Below are 20301 nucleotides of genomic sequence, written 5' to 3' on the forward strand. Positions count from 1 at the left end.
TCCCGGTCACCGTCGCCGAACTCGGGCCGGCCCCGCTCGTCGGGGCGCTCGGCGCCATGATCGGCGAGGTTGCGGCCGACATGCAGCGCGCTCATAGGTCCTCGCCGTCGTGCTTCACCCAGACCGGGGACATCTGCGGGCTGCCGCCGCTTCACCAGCCCTTGACGGTGGCGTGCATCTCCCAGGCCAGAAGCTCCGCCGGCTCTGCAGCAGTGATCCGTTGCCCGCCGGTGCCGGTGAAGCGGACCGCGTCTCCTTGCTCGAGACGCCCCGTTTCCTCGAGCGTGACGCTGCCGCGGGCGACGAACAGGTGGAGGAAGGGGGCCTCGGGCAGCATGACCGAACTGTCCGGATCCATGCGGGCGGCGTGCAGAGCGGCGTAGCGATTGCGGATGCGGATGGCGGAGGAGTCGGCATGAGCCGGCATACCGGAGGCGACGGTGATCAGGCCGCCGCGCAGCAGTGCATCGCCGATCTCCAGCTGCTCGTAACCGGGGGTGACGCCGGCCTCGTCTGGAACGACCCACATTTGAACGAAGTGCACGGGGTCGGTGTGGGCGCTTTCCCCCACCAAGCGCCAGGAATCGTTCTTCTCTGAGTGCAGAATGCCGGTGCCTGCGCTCATTCGCTGAGCGAGGCCCGGATAGATCAGCCCGGCGTGGCCGGTGGAATCCTGGTGCACCAGGGAGCCTCCGAGCACCCACGTAACGATCTCCATGTCCTCGTGTGGGTGGGTTTCGAAACCGGTTCCCGCACCGACGACGTCTTCGTTGCTCACCAGGAGCAGTCCGTGATGAGTGTTGGAAGGGTCGAAATGGTGGGAGAACGAGAAGCTGTGCCGGGAGTCGAGCCAGGACAGTTCGGTGTGGAATCGCTCCCCGGCCCGGCGCACGTCCACGGTCGGCATCAGGGCCGATGTCATAGGTCAGTCCCCTCGTCGGCTGCTTGGGCGTCGACTGCTCAAGCGGAACCGGTCGCGCCTGTTCCCGCACTGACCGGGACCACGATCTCCGGCAGCGAGGAACGAGAAGAGTGTGGGTCGATGTGAAGTTGTGCGCAGTGCTGGTCCGCAACCTCGGCGCAGATCGCGGCGACCTGCTCGCATATGGGGCTGCCTAGGTCCGCCGCGCTCAACGCCATGATCATCTTGTAGCGGAGATCATCCACTTCTACCTCCGGGCGGCTCCGACATCCCGCCTGTCCACGCTAGGTGAGCAGTCGCGGCCACGCCAGTCGTGCCCGCGCACAGGCAGGACGGTGCTGGGACGCCGCTGCCCCGCGCAAGATCAGGGGCGAAGCGTACCGGTGGGGCGCCACCGCATCCGGCGTGCACGGAGCCGAGACCAGCGAAACACTGCTCATACAACGCACGAATCCGCGATCGAACGATTGAAGGAGCCGGGTATGAGCGTGCGCGTCGCAGTTATCTACTACAGCGCCACAGGAAACGTGCACGCGCTGGCGCAGTCCCTCGCGGGGGGGGCTCAAAGCCGCGGGGCGGAGGTCAGACTCCGCCGGGTGGCGGAACTGGCTCCCGATGCGTCGATCGAAGCCAATCCCGTGTGGCGGGCGCACATGGATGCCGCGAAATACACGGTCCCCGAAGTGACGCTAAACGACCTTGAGTGGGCGAGCGCCTACGCCTTCGGGACACCAACCCGGTACGGAAACGTCTCCGCGCAGCTTAAGCAGTTCATCGACCAGACCGGCGCCCAATGGCAGGCTGGGGTGTTCCACAACAAGCCGGTGACCAGATTCACTTCTGCGATGAACCGGCACGGTGGCCATGAGTCCACCATCCTGTCCCTGAACAAGGTCTTCTACCACTGGGGCTGCATCATTGTCCCGCCCGGCTACACCGATCCACTGCTCTTTGCCGCCGGCGGCAAACCCTACGGCACCAGTTGGCCCAGCGGCGGGAGCGAGGGACCGGACCAGGCGACCCTGGACGCCGCGCATTACCAAGGCCGGCACCCGACAGATATCGCCACCCGGCTCGCCGCCGCCTGAATCCTAGACGGGCCGCCTTCTGCACGGCCGTCCGTCAGCAATCCGATACCGTCCCCGTCCGCTTCAGGAGGACGCATGGAGCTCTTTCCGTCGCTGCCGTATGACGAGTGGCGTGACACTAAAGACACCCTGCACCGGTTCCTCCAAGTCGTCGGCAAGGTGCGCCTGGCCGGGTCGCAGCGCCGTAACCACTGGTGGAACGTGGCGTACCACCTGACGGGCTCCGGCATCACCACCCGTCCCATGGGCCTGAACGACAACGGCAACTTCTTCTGCATCGATTTCGACTTCACCGCGCACCGTCTGGTGGTCACCGCCGGCGACGGCTCGCGAGTCTCCTTCCCCCTGCCCGGCCTGTCGGTGGCCGCCATGTATCGCCGGCTGCGTCGGACCCTGGACGGGCTGGGCATCGAGGTGGACATCGACCGGCCGCGCCCCTTCGACCTGCCGGATGCCGGTCGCCCGTTCGCCGAGGACGAAGAACACCGAGCCTACGAACCGGCGCAGGTGAACCGGTATTGGCAGATCCTGTCCCAAGTGAACCTGGTCCTGGAGGAGTACGCAGCGCAGTGGTCGGGCAAGACCAGCCCGATTCACCACTTCTGGCACACCTTCGACATCGCCGTCACACGCTTCTCCGGTCGTATCGTGACCCCACCCGCCTCGGCCGACCCGGTCACCCGGGAGGCCTACTCACGGGAGGTGGTCAGCGCGGGCTTTTGGTTCGGAGACCCCTCCTACCCGCAACCGGCCTTCTACGCCTACACCGCACCCGAGCCGAAGGGCATTGCCGATCAACCACTCGAGCCCGCTACCGCCCGCTGGGTGGAACGCAACGGCAGTCACCTCGCAGTCCTCGATTACGAGGCCGCTCGGACGGCACCGTCACCGCAAGCCACCGTACTCGCCTTCCTGAACAGCGCTTTTGAAGCTGGCGCCGAGCTTACCGACTGGGACACGGCTCGCGACGCCTGTCCCGGCGGCATCACCGACCCCATGCTCCGGGCAGGCGGGTGATGCGCGCCAGCGGGGGCTCAAGGGGACCCGGGGGTGCCCTCACCGGCGCCATCCGTCCGGTCGGCGGAGGTGACGTCGTTCCAACGAGCCGCCTGGAACCCCACGCTGGCGATAATCGCGGTCAGCCCGGCCGCTGCACCGGCGGGAACGGCAGCGGCGAAAGGCGCATGCACCCCATAGACCAGAACGCCGACGTCGGCGCCGATGACAATGCCAGTGATGACACCGATACTGCCCGCAACACTCAGCAACGGGGTTCGGTAAGAGCGCGAGTTGTTCGAGAGCGCCGTGAGCGCGGCCAGCCATAGCGCAGGTCGAACGGCTCGTCATCGACCAGGAGGCGGATGAGCTTGCCATTGGTGAACCCTCACCGGCCAGACGAAGTGCGACGAGGGCGAGCGATCCCCCTGCGTGCCTTCGTCCATACCGAGGCGGCCAGTGCCGCCATTCTCCTGGCCGCGGCCGCCGCTGCCCTGGTGCCGTTGAACACGGCCCCTCCGGCTATGCCTCCCTGTGGGGCCGGCTCGTCGCCGTTCAGTCCGGCCCCCACCGCAGTCCACACCCGGTTCTCCGGGCGCCGGGCCGACCAGCCCGGGCAGGTCGATCCGGTCACTCGGGAGGTGTACTCCTCCGAAGTGATCAGCTTCGGCTTCTGGTTCGGCGACGACACCTTCGCCGAACCCCCGTTCTACCCCCGCACCGCACTCGAGCCCATCGGCCTGGCCGAAACGTCGCTCAGCCAGGCGCCCGCGCAGTGGATGACGCGCGGCGACAGCCACCTGGCCGTGCTGCGCTACGACGCGGCCCGCGCCGGGCGCGATCCACGTGCCGCCGTGCTCACCTTCTACGAAAGCGTCTACCAGGCCGGGGCCGGACACGCCGGATGGGACATCGCAGCGCTTGCGTGCCCGGCGGAATCACGGACCCGGTCCGTCGCAACTGACGCATTCGGTCAGCAGTGCAGTGCAGTGGTCAGGCGTCGATATCGGTGCGCGCCAGGATGCCCTTGAGCAGACCCGTGGACTGCCCGACCTCGATGAGGTAGCCATCCGGGTCGCGCATGTAGCAGCGCAGCTCGGCGCGCCGGTCGATGGGCGCGGTGAGGAACTCGGCTCCCTTGGCGCGCGCTGCCGCGTAGAAGCCGTGGATGTCCGCCACCCGTACGTTCAGGAAGCTGGAGACGGTGTGGCGGTCCTCAGGCGGGCGCAGGACGACGTCGGGTTTGTCATCAGTGGGACCGCCACCGGGGTTCATGATGATCCAGCTGTTGGCCACCTTGATGATGCAGGGGTTCTCCTCCAGTACTACCTGCCCGCCCAACACATCGGCATAGAACCCCCGTGAGCGAGGGACGTCACCAACCGTGAGAAAGTGCGTGAGCAGCAGACCCTCGGCCGGTGCGGGAAGGTCGTCGGCCGTGGCGCCAACGGCGATGAAATCGGACATACGGCGAGCGTAAGGCGGAATCCCCCGCCCGGCATTCCCATCCGGCAGAGCCCGCCTAGCACGGCCCCCGCCAGCACGGCTGGCCGCCGAGCGCTGCCGACGGCCAGGAAGTCCGCGGCCGCGCCTGGGGCGACGACACGCGCTACCGCTACGGCCTGCTGCTGGCCGGGATCGAGGCCCTGCCGGATGGCGCCAGGACTGGTTCAGCTACTCGGTGACCTTGTCTGGCATTTCGATCCGCTGCACATCCAGGACTGGGCATTCCGCCTGACCAACCTGGACGGCACGCCCATGGCCGCCCCCTCGCGCGGCCGCGCCGTCTCCGCCGTCCGCTCCTTCTGCACACACTGCACCGAGGATCTCGGGGCCATCCGCTGGAATCTACCGCCGCGCCGCACGCTCGCCGGGCCCACCACGCCGGCCACACGCGAGACACTCACCCGGTTCCGGACCGATGCCCTACGCACCGCCGCCGACCGCTACCCCGACCCCCACGCCGAACGCGCACGCCTGGTCTAGCCGTCGGCGTCGGCGGCCGAGGCCCACGCTAGGGCGGCGAAGTACTCCAAGACCGCCTCCTCGTACGCCTGGGTGACGAGGGCTACGGCGTCGCGGGAGGACGGGCCTGGGCGGTGGTCGGCAAACATCCCGAGCAGCGACGCGAGTTCGAAAAGCCACCCGACCCAGAGCGCTGGTCGCCTCGCTGGAGAACACCCTCCGCCTGCACCGGCACCAGGCCGGCACCCTGGTCAAGCAGTCGAAATGCCTGCATCAGAGAACCGGCGGCATGATCGGAAGTCTTTCGCACCTCATCCGGCTGCGGCCATCTCCGCCATCCTCGACGGCAGTGAACGCATCACCAAGACCAGCCTGCGGGCCGTCCGCATCGACCACAACAGCGAGTCGGAAGGTCCGCCCGAGCCTCCCAGGGCAGTCGGATGAGCGCGCGGTTCGATCCCGTCGTCGTCCGGCCGCTGCCGCGTCCGCTCAAGCCCTTCCCGCAGGAGACTGAATCCTCCTTCCTGATCGAACTGGCCATCAAGTCCGCAGAGATCAAGGAACCTGCAAACCCAAGTCAATGAGGCGCCGATGGAGGTATCCGCCATGTCCGACCTCGACAGCCAGACCGCCTACTGGGACGCAGCCGCGACGACCAAGACGTTCACGCATCCACTGCACATGCCGTGGCTGGACGGCGCCGACCGGCATGCCGCGATCCTGGACTACGGCTGCGGCTACGGCCGGACCTTGCGAGCCCTCGAACAGCAGGGCTTCACCAACCTCACCGGCGTCGATACCTCACCGGGGATGATCTCCCGGGCGCGCACCCTGCATCCCACGATGCACTTCGCCGTGCTGGACGCACCGTCGATGCTGGCCCATCCGGACGCGAGCCTTGACGTGGTCCTCCTCTTCGCGGTGCTGACCTGCATACCCGGCAACGACGCACAGCGACGGCTGGTCGGTGAGCTGAGCCGCGTTCTCAAACCGGGCGGAATGCTCTGTCTCAGCGATCTGCTGCTGCAGGACGACGAGCGTAACCGTGACCGCTATGCCAGGTTCGCGGAACCCTACGGCACCTACGGAATCTTCGAGACCGGCGACGGCGCAGTCTGCCGCCACCACCCGAGCGACTGGTTCACCTCGCTGCTTGCAGACTTCGAGATCGCCGACACCCGCCGAATCACCGTCGCCACCATGAACGGACACGAGTCGAAGGGAATCCAGATCCTGGCTCGTCGAGGGCATCTCTGCTGACCCCAGCTCGCCGCCAGCACATGCCGAACGTCGCCCAGCGGGACGACCCCGGCCAACGCGACCCAGGCAGGGCGCCAATCAGCGCAGGCTGATGCAGAACGGATGCCCAACCGGATCGGTGAGGACCCGCGCCTTGTCCCCATGCGGCTGGTGATCCGGCTTGCCCGCACCCAGCTCCAGCAACCGGGTCTCCGCCACGTCCAAGTCCTCGTCGACCTTGAAGCAGATGTGAAGCTGCTGGGGAACGATCTGGTCGGGCCAGCTCGGAGGCCGGTAGTCGTCGACCCGCTGAAACCCGATCAAGAGTCCGTGCTCACCGTTGAGACCCGCGAAGTCGGCTTCCGACTTCGGGTGCAGTTCAAGGCCGGTGGCCTGCTGATAGAACGCCGCCAAAGCCAGCGGATCAGGGCAGTCGAGCGTTATTGCAACCAGCTTCATCTGCAGGGACATGGCGCCTCCGGGCCGATCGGTGGAATTCCGCGATCAACACCCTAGAGGCGGCCACCTACAGTTGAGCGGGACACCGACCGCCCTCGCGCCCCACTCAACCGTAGGCATCCCAGGTGAGAGCCTTACCCTGCCCACAGTTATCTGGGGCAGGACACAGCCTGTTGTCCGCGGACAACAAGGACCGGCTCCCCCACCCTCGCCAAAGCCCTCGTTCGAAGACGTTGTCCGCGGACAACAAGCCCGCCGTCGGCCAGCCCCATGCCCAGAACCGGCAGCAGCCTGATGGCGATGGTGCTCGACGTGCGAGCTTTTGATCCACTTCATCCGTTTGATGGGCCACCGATCTTCACGCAAAGATCACGCGCCGGTGTGAGGAGACGCTCCCACGATCGAGTGACATCAGAGCTATCCACTCAGTGAGTTGGCTACTCTGCTCCTCAAACGGCAGCGGCAAGGCCGTGCTCCCTTGAACGCCATCGGCCCACAGGCGTTCATCCACGGGCTGCGAAGGAGCTCAGCTCCATACCGCGACTATGCGCAGCATCACCCCGGCTGACGGCCCGATCGCCGTACCGGAGGGGACCGGATCGTGGCCGCCGCCATCTCCATGCACTGCCTGGACATCAGCGAACCGAAGACCTCACGCGGCCTGGAGCCCGGCTGCCGCCTCTACACCGCACGGTGGGCACTGTCCGACCTCCCCGCCCGGCGCCGCCCACCAACCCCCGCGCCCGACCCGGACCGGCGACTCCCGGCCGATCCCGGCGAGCCGGCTGCACTCCGGCCCCCAGGCCAGGACGCCGGGGAGTGGGAAGTGCCCCGCCTCGCGCCGCAGTACGAGCGAGCTGCTCTCGCTGGTGCGGTGGTGCGGGAGCAGCTGCGCACCACCACCGCCACCTGCGTGCGGGGCCGGGCGTACGACGTCGTCGCGCACCAGCAGGCGGCGATGCCCGAGCAGCTGCTCGCGCCCGCGGCCGCCGACCCCGAGCGCGACGACCAGGAGCCGGAGGCCGGACGCCGGGAGGCGATCGACCTGACGGCGCTGCGGGCCTTGAGGGAGTCGCGCACGGACGTGGAAGCCCTCGACCTCACGGACGAGCGGCTGCGCCACCTCGGTGCCGCCTTCACCGCGGCGGCCGACCGAGCCCACGCCACCATGGACCGCTACGCCGAACAGGACGATGCCGATGGAGCGCAGCTGGTGCGCCAGGACGACCAGCGGGCGCACCGCCCGCAGGAGCCCGGACCGCACCGCGGCCGGGAGGCCGGCCACTGAGTGGACCCGATGCCGTGGTGCGCACCGACGATGCCCGGCCGGCCGCACCGGTGCGCACCGCCCACCGAGTGGATGCGCACCGGATGGACGGTGGTGCCCATCGTGGTGCGCAGGGATGAAGTCGGTGCGCACCGGGTGGATGCGGGGTATGAGTATGCGTACTCAGGCCCCAGCCGGGTGTGTAGGCAGAGGCTTGGCCCATGGACAACCATGCACCAGCCCGCCGTGGTACGGGTGAAGATGCGCTCTTCGCCGTTCTGTTGTGGTTACTGGACGCCGTCGTCGGAATCGTTGCTCTGCTGACGGGGCTGGTACGGACCGATTTCAACCCTTTCGAGCCGGACCCTCATGTGTCGCTGACGCCGGTTTTCGCCTGCGTGGGGGGGCGGGGGCCTGGTACTCCTCTCGGCGATCGGCTTGTTCCGGCTGGGATACCGGCTGAGTGTGGCGGCGCAGACCGTAGCCGCTGTCGCGGTACTGGCCTTCTGTGCCGCCGGAACGAGCGGGCACCTCGCTCTGACCAGTTGAGCTTGTACGCGTGATGTCCGCAGTCGGTGGAGCAGGCCTGGCGTTGATCGCGTCGCGGCGGCCGGAGGCCGCCCGGCGCCGGGGGAGCGGCACCAGGTGCTGTTCGGCGGCCGCGGCCCAGGGGCGTACGAGGCCGGCGTCGTGCGCCCTGGCCGCAGGGTCTGGCCGGCCTCGACGCCGAGGCGGCGCCGGCCCGGGCCGGGCGAGGAGGAAGGAGACGGGTGAGGGGCGACCGACGCAGTGTGCTCGTGGCGGGAGCTGCCCTGAGGGCCGGGGCGCGCGTGGCTCCGGCGGCGGTATGGGCGGCCCCAGCGCCGCGGTTGTCCGCCGGTGACGTCGCCGCGGCGCGCTGGCCCCCGGCCTCCTGGGCCGACGGCCGGACGGGCCCCGCCCACGCCCGGTCGTCCTGCGCCCGGGCCCACCGCCGTACTCCCGTCGCGTCCGCGCCGTCCTGCGGCGCCCCGCCCGCCGCCCGCGCTGGCCCCCGCCGTTCTGCGGCCGCGCGGTGCCATGCACGAAGGCCGCCTCCCGCCGTCGCCCCGCCCGCGCCCCTGACCGCCCGCGCCCCGCCTCCGGCCGCCCGTCGGCGGTCCGCCGTCCCGCCCACCGCGCCGCGCCGGTCCTCCCTGGCCGTCCGGAGGCTTGCGCCGAGCTGCGCGGCGTCCTGGCGGCCCGCCCGCGCCCCGCCGCCGGCCGCCTGCCCGCCGTCCCGGAGACCGGGCCGCCTGCCGTTCCCCGTCCTGCGGCCGCGCCCCGCCGCCCTACCCGCTGCGCCCGTGCGGTGCCGCCGCCCTCCGCGCCGCTCCCCGGCCGCCCGGCGAGCCCGCGCCCGTCCCGCCGTGCTGGTGCCGTCCCCGCCCACGCCCCGGCCGCCGCACGCTGTGCCGGCCCGCTGCGCCCCGTCCCGCTGAGTTGGGCCTGAGCCCGTCCGTCCCGCTCCCGGCCACCCGAGCCGCCGCCGCGCCTCGCGTCGGCCCGCTGCGCCCCGCCCTGCGAGTCCCCTCGCGCGCCGCCGTTCCGTAGTCCGTCTGCCGTGCGGTTCCCTGCCCGAAGCCGTGCCGCCGCTGCGCCGCCGTGCCGCCGCACGCCGCCGTGCTGCTGCGCCCCGCCTTCCTGGCCGCTTCCTCCCGGCCGTCCTCAGCAGTCCGCCTCGCCACCACCTGCACCGCCCGCGCTCGGCCGTACGGAGAAGGCCGCGGCGCCCGGCACGACATCCTCACGGGTATCTCGCGCGACGGCGTGGAGGCCGTGAATCTCGACCCTCAGGCGTTTCATCCGCCTCCGCTCTTTTTCCTACGCCGCCGACGGCGAACTGCTGTGCTCGTTCGGCCTCGGTGAGGAGCGGCAACGGTGGGGGACCCAGCCGGATCTGCTGCAGGACGACCTGACGGCGGCGGGCATCATCCTGCCGACCGGGGATTACCTGCGCGTGAGTGCCGAGCAGCACAGACACCGGATCGCGATGTCCCTGGGCGTGATCGAGAGGCACTTCGGACTCACCCTGCCCCGTGATCTGCTCGAGTACGACCGGCTCCCCCTCGCCGTGGTGAACGGCAGCCCCGCCCTTGACTCGCTGGGCAGCAACGCCTGAGCGGGGTCCGGTGCGGACGTCGCAGCGAGCGCCTCGGCACCCTGCTTCAGGTCAGCTGTGCCGAAGCGCGATAGCTGTCACCATCGGCATCCGCTGAGCTGCGGCTTCAGTGGGGTGAAGCACGGTAGTTGTCACCAGTGAGGACGGCTATCTGTCACCGGGGGCGCGTGACGCATGGCGGGTGTCACCCGCAGTGGGTTTCCGTATCTGCCTGACCTGCCCCGCGGCCCCGGCGGCCGGTCCGGTGCGCGTAGTCAGCGGTTGTGGTGACAGTTTGCCTGCCTTGGTGACAGCTATCGTGCTTCGGCTTGTCTGAGTGGGTGAGGCGGCCTGGTGGTTGCTTTTTGGGGCATGTGTTTTGTCACAAGTGGGCAGTCGGCGGCTTCTGTGTCGTCAAGACCGGAGACCGGGTGTCTGAGGATGCCGGGGCCGCTGTGATGGGGCTATGACGGGAGTGCGTGCAGGCGAGTCGGCGGTGGGGCGTTGCGGCGGGGCTGTGTGGTCGCATCGGTGTGGCTGGGATGACTTCTTCGTGCCGGTGGACATTGATGCCGGCCGGCCGGGGCTCGATGTGGGGTCCGGCTGGACGAGGCGGTGGACAGTCTCGTGGCGGGTTGCAGGCAGCGGTGTCTCTTCTTCGGTACATCAACTCGTGCAGGAGCCGGTGCTCTCGAGTGATCCCATGCGTCATTTCACCTGGCACCGGAGTCAACTTCACCGGCCTGGCCTGCAGTTCCTCGCCAGTACCGGCCGTCACCACGGGGCGGAGAGCTTGGAGGCGGGCCGGGTTCTGCTGGCGGTGGACTTCGCCGGTGACCTCATCGATGTGGTCTCGCAGCCGTTGAAGATTTCCTTCGGTGCCGACGGTCAGCGCCGTCATCACACTCCGGACTACCTTGTGGTGACGCGTCATGGCGTCTGGCTGGTCGATGTACGGCCCGAGGCGCTGATCAGGGAGTGTGACCGTCAGGCGTTTGCCGCGGCCGCCGAGGTGGCGGTCGTCTGCGGGTGGCGCTACACGGTCGCCGCCCGCTGGCGCGAGCACGTCTTCGCCGCCTTGGATGCGCTGGCCTCGCGGCGTCGGCTGCGTACGGATCCGCTGTGCCTGCGCCCGGTGCTGCTCGCCGGGGCTGGCGGCGGGCAGTCGTCGTTCGGGGAGCTTGCGGCGGCGACGGGCTGCGAGCCGGTCGCCCGGGCGCAGTTGCTGCATCTGTTGTGGTCCCGTCGGCTGGGAGTGGACCTGACCGGCCTGCTCGGGGACCACTCGATCGTCGTGCCGGCCGGGGAGGCGGGGTGGTGAATGCGGCGGCGATGTTGGACCTATCGCCCGGAGCTGGGCTGGTGCTGGACGGGACGCAGTGGAGGGTCGAGCGGCGCGAACCGCATCTGGGCCGGGTCCAGTTGGTGAGCGAGGACGGTACACGGCAGCGGGTGACCTTCCAGTTCCTGGCCAACCATCCGCACGTGAGGCCCAGGTCGCGGATGGCAGCGTCGGGAGCCGACCGGGGCCGGCAGTGCAAGACAGCGGGGGATCTGACACAGGAGCGCCGTGAGCTCGCGGTGCTGAGGATGGCGCATCTACTGGAAGTGGCGACCGGGTTCCGTTCCGGTGACCCGCTGCGACCGGAGCCAGGGGAGCCCAGGCCCGCCTACGACCCGGCCACCACCACGCTCACCGAGCGCCGGCACGCGAAGGTCGCGGAGCTGGCGGCCTTGGATCCCCAGCATGCGAAGCCGCTGGGCTTGGGCTCGGTCGGCTATCGCACGCTGATCCGCTGGGAGAACGCCCGCCGCCGGTTCGGGCTGGCCGGCTGTATGGATGAGCGGTGGCTGCGCAGGAGCGGCGGGACGCGGAGGGTGTCACAGGAAGTGCGTGAGGCGGTGCTGGCGGTCCGGGAAGAGACACGCCGGATGGCGCGGGTATCGATGCGCACCAGGGACCGCATGATCCGCCAGTACGTGCGTGAGGAGTATGGGCCGGAGACGAAAGTGCCCAGCTACGACACGCTGCGCCGGCTGTGGAAGGAGTGGTTCGGGCCCTCAGGGAGCCGGCAGCGCTATGCGCGCTCGGCCGAGCTGCCGCACACGTACGGGCATGTCCTGGTGCACCGGCCAGGGCAGGTGGTCGCTTTGGACACCACCGTGGTGCCGGTCATGGTCCGCGAGGGTGTCTTTGGTGATCCGGTCAGGATGCACCTCACCCTGGCGGTGGACGTGTACACGCATTCGCTGGTCGCCTTCCGGCTGACGCTGGTGTCCGACACATCCGTGGACGTGGCGATGGTGCTGCGGGATGTGACGATGCCGCTGCCGATGCGTGCGGACTGGGGCGAGGAACTCGAGTGGCCCTACCCGGGCATCCCGGCTGCGGTGGTGGCCGAGTTCGCCGGGCACCCGGTCGCCGGTCTGCCGTTCTTCACGCCGGAGACGGTGACGACCGACCACGGCTCCGTCTATCGCAGCCATCATTTAGTCGAGGTGCAGCGAGTCCTGGGCTGCAACATCCTGCCCAGCCGCGTGTTGCGCCCGACGGACAAGGCGGCCGTCGAGCGGGCGTTCGGAGTGATCCGGCAGCTGCTGTTCGAGCATCTGGTCGGCTACACCGGCATCGATGCGGCGGACCGCGGAGTCGATCCAGCTGGCGACGCGGTGCTGAGCGCCGGCCAGCTCGAGCATCTGATCGCTACCTGGATCGTCGCCGTGTGGCAAAAGCGCGCCTTGGGTGCATGCGCCCCGAGCTGGGACCCCGATGGCGCGCACAGCCCGAACTCCCTGTTCGCCGCGTCCTTCGCGCAGACCGGCTTCGCCATGGACATCCCCTCACCCGAGCTGTTCTACGAACTGCTGCCCGCGCACTACGTCCGCATCGACAAGCGCCGCGGGGTGAAGATCCGCGGCCTGTGGTACGACGACCCCGCCGTTCTCGGCGACTACCGGGGCGAGTTGTCGACGCGTGGCGGCAAGCACAAGGGCAGGTGGGTCATCCGCCGTGACCCGCGCGATCGACGGCAGGTGTTCTTCCAGGACCCCCTCAGCCATGCCTGGCACCCTCTGCCCTGGACCGGGATGCCGCCAGACGGCCAGATGCCGGCTTTCTCGGACGCCCGGGTGAGCGAGCTGCTCGGCAGGGCCGATGCGGCCGCTCTGAAGCCGCAGTCGGATGCCGAACTCCTGCCTGCGCTGCTGGAATTGATCGGATCGCACCTGCCGGTCAGCGCATGGCCCACCAGGCAGCAGAACAAGGCCCGGCGCACCGAGCACGCCCGCGAGATACAGCAGGCCGCAGCCGCCCAGGCCGACCGCCCCCCACCCCCACCCCCGGCCGACGGTCCTGCGCCCACGGCCCAGACAGTCGCCGCTACGGGCCGGCAGGCGACGGTGCCGCCCTGGCCCGAGCAGGCCCGGCAGACCAGGGACGCGGTCGCCGACGAGCGACGCCGCCGACGCGAGGCAGCCACCACCACAGCTCCCGCACCGCCTCCGGCGCTCGGCCACAGCTTCCGCACCCGCAACGCCTTCGTCCTGCCCGAGGACGAGGACCGGCAAGAGGACCACCGTGGACAAGATGACGCCCGATGAGCATGCAATCGTCCCGTTCCTGCGCGCAGGTCCCCCGCCGGACCGCACCCGCTGGGAAGGCTGGCAGCAGTTCAGGAAGACCCGGGGCACCTTCGTGCCCGCACCACGCCTGACACCGGCCGAGTACCGGGCGATGACCCGCCGCCAGCAGGCCCTGCACGACCTGCACCGCACCGCCACCCACGCCAACCTCCCCCTGCAGCAGACACCGATGAGCCAGCACGTCGGCAACCTGATGCGCGCCAGGCTGCAGAACAACGCGGTGAAGTTCACGCCCGGCACCCGCGACGGCCTGATGATCAACGGCGGGGGATTCCAGGGCAAGACCGAGACAGCGTGCGACGCAGCCGCATCCTTCGAAGACGTCTGGCGCGAAATCCACCACCAGCTGCTGCCGGACCGCACCCCCGGCACCCGGGATATCTTCGTGCCGGTGGCCTACTGCCGTCTCCCGGTCCGCGCGACCCCCAAAGGCCTGTGCAAAGCAATTTTGAACATCTACGGCAACCCCCACCCCGGCACCCTGGACGACCTGATCAGAGCAGTCCGCGACGCGATCCGCGACCACTGCACCACCGCACTGCTGATCGACGACATCACCCGCCTGCGACTGCACCGCGAGGACGACCAGGACACCCTCGACCTCATCCGCGAACTGATGGACCTCAACGTCACCCTCATCCTGATCGGCGTGGACATCCCCGGCTCCGGCCTCCTGCGCGGCGCCTGCCCCGACCCGCACACCGGACAATGGACCTTCCCCGACACCAACCACGGCAACAGCCACACCGCCGCAGCCGCCACCCAGACCGGCCGCCGCTTCGACATCGTCGACCTCGACCCCTTCACCTACTCCACCCCCACCGGCATCACCGCCTTCCTCAACCACCTGGCCGGCCTCGAGGACCACCTACGGCTGCTGCGCTCCTTCACCGGCATGCTGACCACCGCCGACATGCCCGAGTACCTCTACGCCCGCACCCGCGGCGTCGTCGGCCTGCTGCGGCGCCTGATCGAGGACGACTGCACCCAGGCGATAGCCAGCGGCGAGGAACGCCTCACCCTCGAACTGCTCACGAGGACCACCATCCGCCTGGGCGACCACAGCGACCTGGACGCGGATGCCGGGGAAGTCCCACAGATCCCGCACGATGTGACACCGCCAGGCCAGCCGAAGACCCGCAGCAGACGCGCCCGCAACACCGTCTTCGACGACCACGGCGACAAGCAGCCGCCCGCCCATGACTGACACCCCCCACGGATTCGACGCCCGCCCCCTCGGACGGAGCCTGGACCCCCTTCCTGGCGAGTCACTGGCCGGGTTCGTCCAGCGCCTCGCCCACCGGCTGCACATCTCCCCGGACCAGCTGATGCGCCGCACCGGGCTGGCCGACATCCGCCGCAACACCCAGGCCAAAGCCAAGAGCAGCTGGTCGACCTACCTGCCGGCCCCCAAGACCGCCACCTTCGCCGCCACCACCCGGCTGTCCCTCTCCGAAATCACCGCCCTGACCCTGGCTGGCTGGGCCGCCCACTACCCGCCCATCGCCCGCACCGCGGCCATGCTGAAAGCCGACCCGCTACCGCGCTCGTTCGACGGCCTGTTCCCCTCCACCGTCCGCTACTGCCCCGACTGCCTGGCCGGCGACAACACCCTCATCCAGAAGCAGCACGGCGGTGCCTGGCAGCGCGCCTGGCAGCTGCCGATCTTCTTCGTCTGTCTCCGCCACAACCGCTACCTCGAACACCTCTGCCCCACCTGTGGTCAGCCCGTCGGCAGACGCAACCACGGCCTGCTGATCGCCCGGCCCACCATCGCCGGCCTCCTCCCTGCGCAATGCAGGCACCCCCACCCCCAAGCAGAACGCCGCCCACGTACCCACCACGACCCCTGCCAGGGCCGCCTCGACCAGGCCTCCCTGCACCCCACCGATCACCCCAGCCCTCAACTCCTCGCCCTGCAACACAAGATCGCCACCATGCTCGCCCCGCAACACGCCCCCGAACCAGCCAGCCAATACTTCACCGAACTCCAACTGGTCACCGCCCCGGTCAGCATCACCTGGCCCTGCACCCGTCCCGCCAGCCCCGACACCGCGACCACGGCAGCCGACCAATACACCGTCCAGCAACGCGCCTCCCAGCAGCGCCGCCACCCCAACACACCACCTGCCGACGCACGAGCATGCGGCGCCTTCCTGCACGCCGCCGACACCCTCCTCAGCGCCGACGACCTGCGCAGCGCCCTCCTACAGCTCGCGCCAACCGAAAACCGGACGCGCACCGGCATCGTCCCCACGCGCCACCACAGCTGGGATGATCTGCATCGAAAGCACCGCGACGCCTGTTCGCGGCGATTCCAACAGGCCACAGAAACTCTCGTCCCCAGCTACCGCCGCACCCCGCTGACCGGCCGCAGGACCCCGCTGAGCCACATCGGCTACCGCCCCGAGCACGTCCCCGCCTTCCTTCTGCAGGAATGGGCCAATCGGCACCTGGGCGCATTCAGCGGAGTCAGCACCCGGCTCCTGCGCCGCACAGCCGCTACCCACCTTGTCCGACGAGCCCGCGGCGGCGGTATCGACGAGGCCTCCCACTTCCTCGGTATCAGCGCCCAGGACAAACACGTCGGATTCGGCACCACGCTGAGCAAATGGATCCGCGCACAAGACAACCTGCACGCCTTCGACCTCGCACTCGACGCCATCGCCAGCGAACTGCGATCAAGCCCACCCGTCGACTACCACCGGCGCCGCCAGGCCCTCCTCAACTGGACCCTCCCTGCCGAACACTGGGACGCCATGCTCGCCCGGCTCCCCATCCCGCCGAGCAACGACGCCATTACCGACGACCGCAAGCGGCTCGCCGTCACCACCTACATCTGGGCACGCGTCACCTGCGGCGAGTTCCGACTTTCCCCCTGTCCCGCCGACATCACCGACAACCCGGCCGCCCTCAACACCTGACGCCGGCAACGAAGCGCGACCACCCAACGCCTCCATACCGAGGAAAGCCACTACTACCGCCAGCTCAGACCACTCCTGGAAACCTATGCCGACCAACTCGCCCACCGCATCGACGCGGACGGCGGCCTTCCGGCGTAGGGCTCCTGAAACCGGCGTACCCCTGCCAGTCTGTGCGCAGAGCGCGCGCAGCGTGCCGTTCGAACTCGTCCGCTCGCTGAACGGCGGCCCCGGAGCCGAAGCAGGTGGCGCTGCGCCGCGGGCTGCACCAGCGAGGACGAGGCCACGCTGCAGCACGCCGTAGTCGAACTGGTCACCTACGCCATCAAGCACGCCTACACCGACACCCCCGACCGGCGCGCTACAAGACACCGTGGTGTGGTCTGCACGCACGGCCGCCATGGCACGGACGCGGCAGCGAAGGTGGAGGTCATCGACGACCGGCGCCGGCAAGAGCACGCGCACCCTGATCACGCACGACGGAGGTCTCGCTGCCGGCGCGCCGCGGGCCCTCCGCCGTGGCACAGTTCACCGCCCGCCACCCTCCGTGCACGGTCGGGCTACCAGCGCATCCGGATCTGGTCCAGCTCCGCCCGCCGTTCGGGGGTGAGCTTGTCGGCCCGGCGCCGGGTGTTGTCCAGCCACGTCCCGAGCTTGACGTCGACCGGTTCGCCGTCGACGTCCAAGCGCTCGACGTGCTTCCGGGCAGGGCGCAGGTGTCCCTCGCGGGCGTGGAACTGCCGGGCCGCGCGGAGGTTGAGCGCCCACTTCTGATCCGCGGTGAGCTTCCCCGGCCGGGCCTCGGGGCCGGCGGGCTCCAGCCCGAGCGTGCTCCCCAGGAGCCACTGCTGCGCGGGGGTCAGCTTGTCCCATCCCTGCCGCTCGGCGACGACCCATGCCCCGAGATCCTCGCCCTGCACGACGAGTTCACCCGCCCGCTCCGGCAGCGCGCCCCCGGCCCGGACGTGGGCGCGGGCGAGGGTGAAGCAGCGTTGCCATGCGACGTCCCACCCGAGGGGGCACCATCCCGGGTCGATGGCCTCCAGAGCCGCGAGACGGCTCTCTGGCAGCTCTCCAGCGGCCACGGGCACGGTTTCACCGGCGGCGCGCCGTTCGGCGTTCTCCAGGGCCCTGCGGGCCTCCGCTCGCCTGTTCTTGGCCCATACCCCGATCGGGTAGCCGCCGTCCCCGACCGCGTTGACGGGGGGCAGGAAGTGTCCGTGTGCAGCGGCCCATGACCGGGCGACCGTGAGCCCTTCCTCCCACGCGACGTCGTAGTGGGACCACACCATGCCCAGCTTCTCCAGTTGCTTGACGCGGGAGGCTTCCAGGGTCCCGGCGTTGTAGTAGCGCCGCTGATCGGCCAGCCACCGCCCGAGCGGGAACCCGGCGGCTGCGCCGGCCGACTCGTCCTCGGGCATCACGTAGTCGTACGGCACCCGCAGTTGCCCGCCGCCGTTCTCGCTCCGCCACCGGGTGGCCGCCGCGATCCCGCGCCGCCAATAGGCCTTCTCCGGATCGATCACCCGCAACCGCACGAACTGCGCCACCAACGCGGGGTCGCGCGGACTGCTGAACCGCAGCAGGCCCGCCGCTGCCTGGCTCACCCACATGTCATCCTCGGCGCCCTGACCGTCCCCGTCCTCGTCGTGGCTGTCCTGGTTCTGGTCCTCGGCGCCCTGGTCCTGGTCCTCGTCGTCCCAGTCGCCCAACACCGCCTCAGAAAGCGGCACTTGGGTGCCCTCGTCGCCCATCCGGCGTCCGCTGCGCTGCCGTGGATCGGCCAGAGCCTCGATCGTGTCCGCGTCGTGCGCACGGAGCGCCCCGAGCACCTTCGCGAGGGTCCCGTACGCATCCGAGGTCAAAAGGTCATCGGCGTCCTCATCCGGACCGAGGAATACCGGCACCACAAAAGACGCCAATTTCCCCTCACCCGGACTCAAACGCAGGGCACGCCCGACCATTTGCACGATGTCGACCATGGACCCCCGCGCATCGCAGAAAGCGACCGCATCACACTGCGCCGTATCTACGCCTTCCCCCAGCACTTTCACAGAGCTGAGAACACGCACCGCCGCCGGAATATCCGACCGGGCACCACCGATGAAATCGGAGGCGAATTCGGCCAGCACTTCACGCCGATATCCGGGAGCGTGGTCCCCGTAGAGCCAGTCCGCCCAGACCCGCTCCGCCGGCGGGAAGGTCTCCGGGTCGTCCTCGGCGAGCCGGGCCGCCACGGAGGGGACACCCCGGGCCATGGCCTCCGCCTCCGACACCCGGCTGTGAAACGTCAGGATGCGCCGCAGCCGCTCCCGCGCCGCCGCCGTCAGCAGCCCGGTCTGAAGCGCCGCGAGCCGCGCCCCGCGCACCCGGTCCGACCCTCCCGTCTCCTCGGCGAGCGCGGCATACAGGTCGGGGTCCCGGATGTCCACGCACACCACCTGATACGGCGCCACGATCCCCCGCCGGATCGCCTCGCTGAGCTTGAGCTTGTACGCCACCGGCCCAAAGACCGGGCTGTCCTCGTCCATGGACGCCACCAACCGAGGCCGCTCACCCTCGGCCTCCCACACGCGCGGCGTCGCCGTCATGTAGAGCCGCCGCACCGCAGGCATCCGCGCCTGGCCGTGCACCGCCGCCCAGGGCTTCAACCCGTCCCCACTCGTCCGGTGCGCCTCATCCACCACCATCAGGTCAAACACCGGCAGACCCCCCTCGTGCGCCCGCTGGAGGATGCCCAGCCCCACCGCGGCGTAGGTCGCGAACACGGTCACCTGCTCCAGGTCCCGCACCCACGTCACGAGTTCACCCGGGTCGGTCGTGCACGGGATGCCGTCGGACTCCTCCGCCCGCAGCGAGCACACCCCGACCATCGCGCCCCGCCGACCGCCCCGCCGCCAGGCGCCGGCCATCTGCGTCAGCAGGTCCAGCGTCGGCACCAGGACCAGGACGCGCCGCGCCGAAAGCTGCCGCGCCGATTCCACGGCGATCAGCGTTTTTCCCGATCCGGTCGCGGCGATTACCTGTGTCCGCAGGCCTTCCGGGGGAATGCGGCCTCCGGGCGGGTCCTGAAGGTGTTTCAGCACGGCGTCTACTGCTTCGGCCTGATGCGGGCGCAATTCGATGTGAGGCATTCAGAGACCCACTTTCTGTTCGGTTACAGAGGCGAGTGGAGGTTTTGTCGTCCTCCGCTGTGGAGTTGACGGCCCAACGGTTTATCGGCGATGCGGTCCGGGGGGAAGGGGGTGCGTGCTGAGCCCAGACTCTATCCCGAGGATGCGTCATGACGCACGACGGTTGGGGAAGGTTCGTCAGATTGGCTGGTTCTGGTTTGATGCCGGGCGTCGGGGTGGTAGCCTCCCGGTTGTTGGGCCCCGAGTTGGGGGATTCCCAGCCCCCGCCTCGGCGAGCAGGTTGACACCCGGCCAGTCCGGCGGCCATCAACCGGCGTTGACACCCCCTCCCCCTTGTTGCTGCCGCTTCAGGCGGGCGCGGAGCGCACACCGTCCGCCCGGGGGCGGGGCGCGGAGCGGCCCGGTGCCGGGCTGGAATTCGGCGGAGCCGGATTCCTCTCGCCCGCGTCAGCGGGCGAGTCCCGGAACGGAGTTCCGGGCTTATTCCGCGCTTGCGCGGAATCCGCCGCGTAGCGGCGGCGCGTCGCCTTCGCGGAGCGAAGCGCGCGC

General features: G+C 69.7%; 18 protein-coding genes. 12 read left to right on the plus strand and 6 right to left on the minus strand.

All coding sequences use genetic code 11. The annotated features are described in order from the left end of the window. Positions 1–151: 151 nt before the first annotated feature. Complete coding sequence (locus ACZ4WH_RS42225) at positions 152–922, minus strand: pirin family protein (protein ID WP_468191127.1); 771 nt, start codon at positions 920–922, stop codon at positions 152–154. A gap of 482 nt (positions 923–1404) precedes the next feature. Between ACZ4WH_RS42225 and wrbA the strand changes: the two genes are divergently transcribed. Beyond that, entirely contained in the window at positions 1405–2010 is a 606-nt protein-coding gene (gene wrbA, locus ACZ4WH_RS42230; protein WP_468191130.1) for an NAD(P)H:quinone oxidoreductase, read from the plus strand. 75 nt (positions 2011–2085) lie between these two features. Further along, on the plus strand, positions 2086–3027 hold the full coding sequence (locus ACZ4WH_RS42235) for a DUF5996 family protein (RefSeq protein WP_468191133.1): 942 nt from the start codon (positions 2086–2088) through the stop codon (positions 3025–3027). Between the two features lie 17 nt (positions 3028–3044). Here ACZ4WH_RS42235 and ACZ4WH_RS42240 read toward each other — a convergent pair whose 3' ends face one another. Further along, positions 3045–3278 carry a hypothetical protein gene (locus tag ACZ4WH_RS42240; protein WP_468191136.1) on the minus strand — a complete coding sequence of 78 codons (234 nt, stop codon included), beginning with the start codon at positions 3276–3278 and terminating at the stop codon, positions 3045–3047. A 252-nt stretch (positions 3279–3530) separates the two neighbouring features. On the opposite strand from ACZ4WH_RS42240, the gene ACZ4WH_RS42245 reads away from it, so the two are divergent. Then, entirely contained in the window at positions 3531–4037 is a 507-nt protein-coding gene (locus ACZ4WH_RS42245) for a DUF5996 family protein (RefSeq protein ID WP_468191166.1), read from the plus strand. On the opposite strand, the gene ACZ4WH_RS42250 is transcribed toward ACZ4WH_RS42245, so the two are convergent. Further along, positions 4000–4473: a VOC family protein gene (locus ACZ4WH_RS42250; RefSeq protein ID WP_468191139.1), complete on the minus strand. Its 474-nt coding sequence runs from the start codon at positions 4471–4473 to the stop codon at positions 4000–4002. The two genes, ACZ4WH_RS42245 and ACZ4WH_RS42250, sit on opposite strands and share 38 nt — an antisense overlap. 186 nt (positions 4474–4659) lie before the next feature. Between ACZ4WH_RS42250 and ACZ4WH_RS42255 the strand changes: the two genes are divergently transcribed. Beyond that, positions 4660–4992 carry a hypothetical protein gene (locus tag ACZ4WH_RS42255; protein ID WP_468191142.1) on the plus strand — a complete coding sequence of 111 codons (333 nt, stop codon included), beginning with the start codon at positions 4660–4662 and terminating at the stop codon, positions 4990–4992. Here ACZ4WH_RS42255 and ACZ4WH_RS42260 read toward each other — a convergent pair. Continuing rightward, positions 4989–5120, minus strand: coding sequence for a hypothetical protein (locus ACZ4WH_RS42260; protein WP_468191144.1), 132 nt, complete (start codon positions 5118–5120; stop codon positions 4989–4991). The genes ACZ4WH_RS42255 and ACZ4WH_RS42260 overlap by 4 nt on opposite strands. 291 nt (positions 5121–5411) lie before the next feature. On the opposite strand from ACZ4WH_RS42260, the gene ACZ4WH_RS42265 reads away from it, so the two are divergent. Continuing rightward, a complete protein-coding gene (locus ACZ4WH_RS42265) occupies positions 5412–5555 on the plus strand; it encodes a hypothetical protein (RefSeq protein ID WP_468191146.1) in 144 nt (47 codons plus the stop codon). 22 nt (positions 5556–5577) lie between these two features. After that, positions 5578–6231 (plus strand): class I SAM-dependent methyltransferase, encoded by a 654-nt coding sequence (locus ACZ4WH_RS42270; RefSeq protein WP_468191149.1) that lies wholly within the window; start codon positions 5578–5580, stop codon positions 6229–6231. Positions 6232–6309: 78 nt separating this feature from the next. On the opposite strand, the gene ACZ4WH_RS42275 is transcribed toward ACZ4WH_RS42270, so the two are convergent. Next, a complete protein-coding gene (locus ACZ4WH_RS42275) occupies positions 6310–6681 on the minus strand; it encodes a VOC family protein (protein ID WP_468191152.1) in 372 nt (123 codons plus the stop codon). A 589-nt stretch (positions 6682–7270) separates the two neighbouring features. Here ACZ4WH_RS42275 and ACZ4WH_RS42280 point away from each other — a divergent pair. From ACZ4WH_RS42280 to ACZ4WH_RS42305, 6 genes are all read left to right on the plus strand, one after another. Next, positions 7271–7957: a hypothetical protein gene (locus tag ACZ4WH_RS42280; protein ID WP_468191154.1), complete on the plus strand. Its 687-nt coding sequence runs from the start codon at positions 7271–7273 to the stop codon at positions 7955–7957. A 1843-nt stretch (positions 7958–9800) separates the two neighbouring features. Further along, positions 9801–10076, plus strand: a complete 276-nt coding sequence (locus tag ACZ4WH_RS42285) for a hypothetical protein (protein WP_468191168.1) — start codon at positions 9801–9803, stop codon at positions 10074–10076. Between the two features lie 571 nt (positions 10077–10647). After that, a complete protein-coding gene (locus ACZ4WH_RS42290; protein WP_468191171.1) occupies positions 10648–11376 on the plus strand; it encodes a TnsA-like heteromeric transposase endonuclease subunit in 729 nt (242 codons plus the stop codon). Further along, positions 11373–13655: a transposase gene (locus ACZ4WH_RS42295; protein WP_468191174.1), complete on the plus strand. Its 2283-nt coding sequence runs from the start codon at positions 11373–11375 to the stop codon at positions 13653–13655. Before ACZ4WH_RS42290 ends, ACZ4WH_RS42295 begins: the two co-directional genes overlap by 4 nt. Beyond that, positions 13642–14904 carry an AAA family ATPase gene (locus tag ACZ4WH_RS42300; protein WP_468191157.1) on the plus strand — a complete coding sequence of 421 codons (1263 nt, stop codon included), beginning with the start codon at positions 13642–13644 and terminating at the stop codon, positions 14902–14904. Before ACZ4WH_RS42295 ends, ACZ4WH_RS42300 begins: the two co-directional genes overlap by 14 nt. Further along, positions 14897–16621, plus strand: a complete 1725-nt coding sequence (locus tag ACZ4WH_RS42305) for a TniQ family protein (protein ID WP_468191160.1) — start codon at positions 14897–14899, stop codon at positions 16619–16621. Before ACZ4WH_RS42300 ends, ACZ4WH_RS42305 begins: the two co-directional genes overlap by 8 nt. Before the next feature lie 557 nt (positions 16622–17178). On the opposite strand, the gene ACZ4WH_RS42310 is transcribed toward ACZ4WH_RS42305, so the two are convergent. Next, complete coding sequence (locus ACZ4WH_RS42310; protein ID WP_468191163.1) at positions 17179–19752, minus strand: helicase associated domain-containing protein; 2574 nt, start codon at positions 19750–19752, stop codon at positions 17179–17181. Positions 19753–20301: the final 549 nt, after the last annotated feature.

The sequence above is a fragment of the Streptomyces sp. NPDC029138 genome, assembly GCF_055564375.1.

What these genes read in the sequence shown, in the direction of transcription:
- ACZ4WH_RS42225 (WP_468191127.1), bottom strand. Translation starts at nt 922, where the DNA reads ATGACATCGGCCCTGATGCCGACCGTGGACGTGCGCCGGGCCGGGGAG.
- wrbA (WP_468191130.1), top strand. Translation starts at nt 1,405, where the DNA reads ATGAGCGTGCGCGTCGCAGTTATCTACTACAGCGCCACAGGAAACGTG.
- ACZ4WH_RS42235 (WP_468191133.1), top strand. Translation starts at nt 2,086, where the DNA reads ATGGAGCTCTTTCCGTCGCTGCCGTATGACGAGTGGCGTGACACTAAA.
- ACZ4WH_RS42245 (WP_468191166.1), top strand. Translation starts at nt 3,531, where the DNA reads ATGCCTCCCTGTGGGGCCGGCTCGTCGCCGTTCAGTCCGGCCCCCACC.
- ACZ4WH_RS42250 (WP_468191139.1), bottom strand. Translation starts at nt 4,473, where the DNA reads ATGTCCGATTTCATCGCCGTTGGCGCCACGGCCGACGACCTTCCCGCA.
- ACZ4WH_RS42255 (WP_468191142.1), top strand. Translation starts at nt 4,660, where the DNA reads ATGGCGCCAGGACTGGTTCAGCTACTCGGTGACCTTGTCTGGCATTTC.
- ACZ4WH_RS42260 (WP_468191144.1), bottom strand. Translation starts at nt 5,120, where the DNA reads ATGTTTGCCGACCACCGCCCAGGCCCGTCCTCCCGCGACGCCGTAGCC.
- ACZ4WH_RS42265 (WP_468191146.1), top strand. Translation starts at nt 5,412, where the DNA reads ATGAGCGCGCGGTTCGATCCCGTCGTCGTCCGGCCGCTGCCGCGTCCG.
- ACZ4WH_RS42270 (WP_468191149.1), top strand. Translation starts at nt 5,578, where the DNA reads ATGTCCGACCTCGACAGCCAGACCGCCTACTGGGACGCAGCCGCGACG.
- ACZ4WH_RS42275 (WP_468191152.1), bottom strand. Translation starts at nt 6,681, where the DNA reads ATGTCCCTGCAGATGAAGCTGGTTGCAATAACGCTCGACTGCCCTGAT.
- ACZ4WH_RS42300 (WP_468191157.1), top strand. Translation starts at nt 13,642, where the DNA reads ATGACGCCCGATGAGCATGCAATCGTCCCGTTCCTGCGCGCAGGTCCC.
- ACZ4WH_RS42305 (WP_468191160.1), top strand. Translation starts at nt 14,897, where the DNA reads ATGACTGACACCCCCCACGGATTCGACGCCCGCCCCCTCGGACGGAGC.
- ACZ4WH_RS42310 (WP_468191163.1), bottom strand. Translation starts at nt 19,752, where the DNA reads ATGCCTCACATCGAATTGCGCCCGCATCAGGCCGAAGCAGTAGACGCC.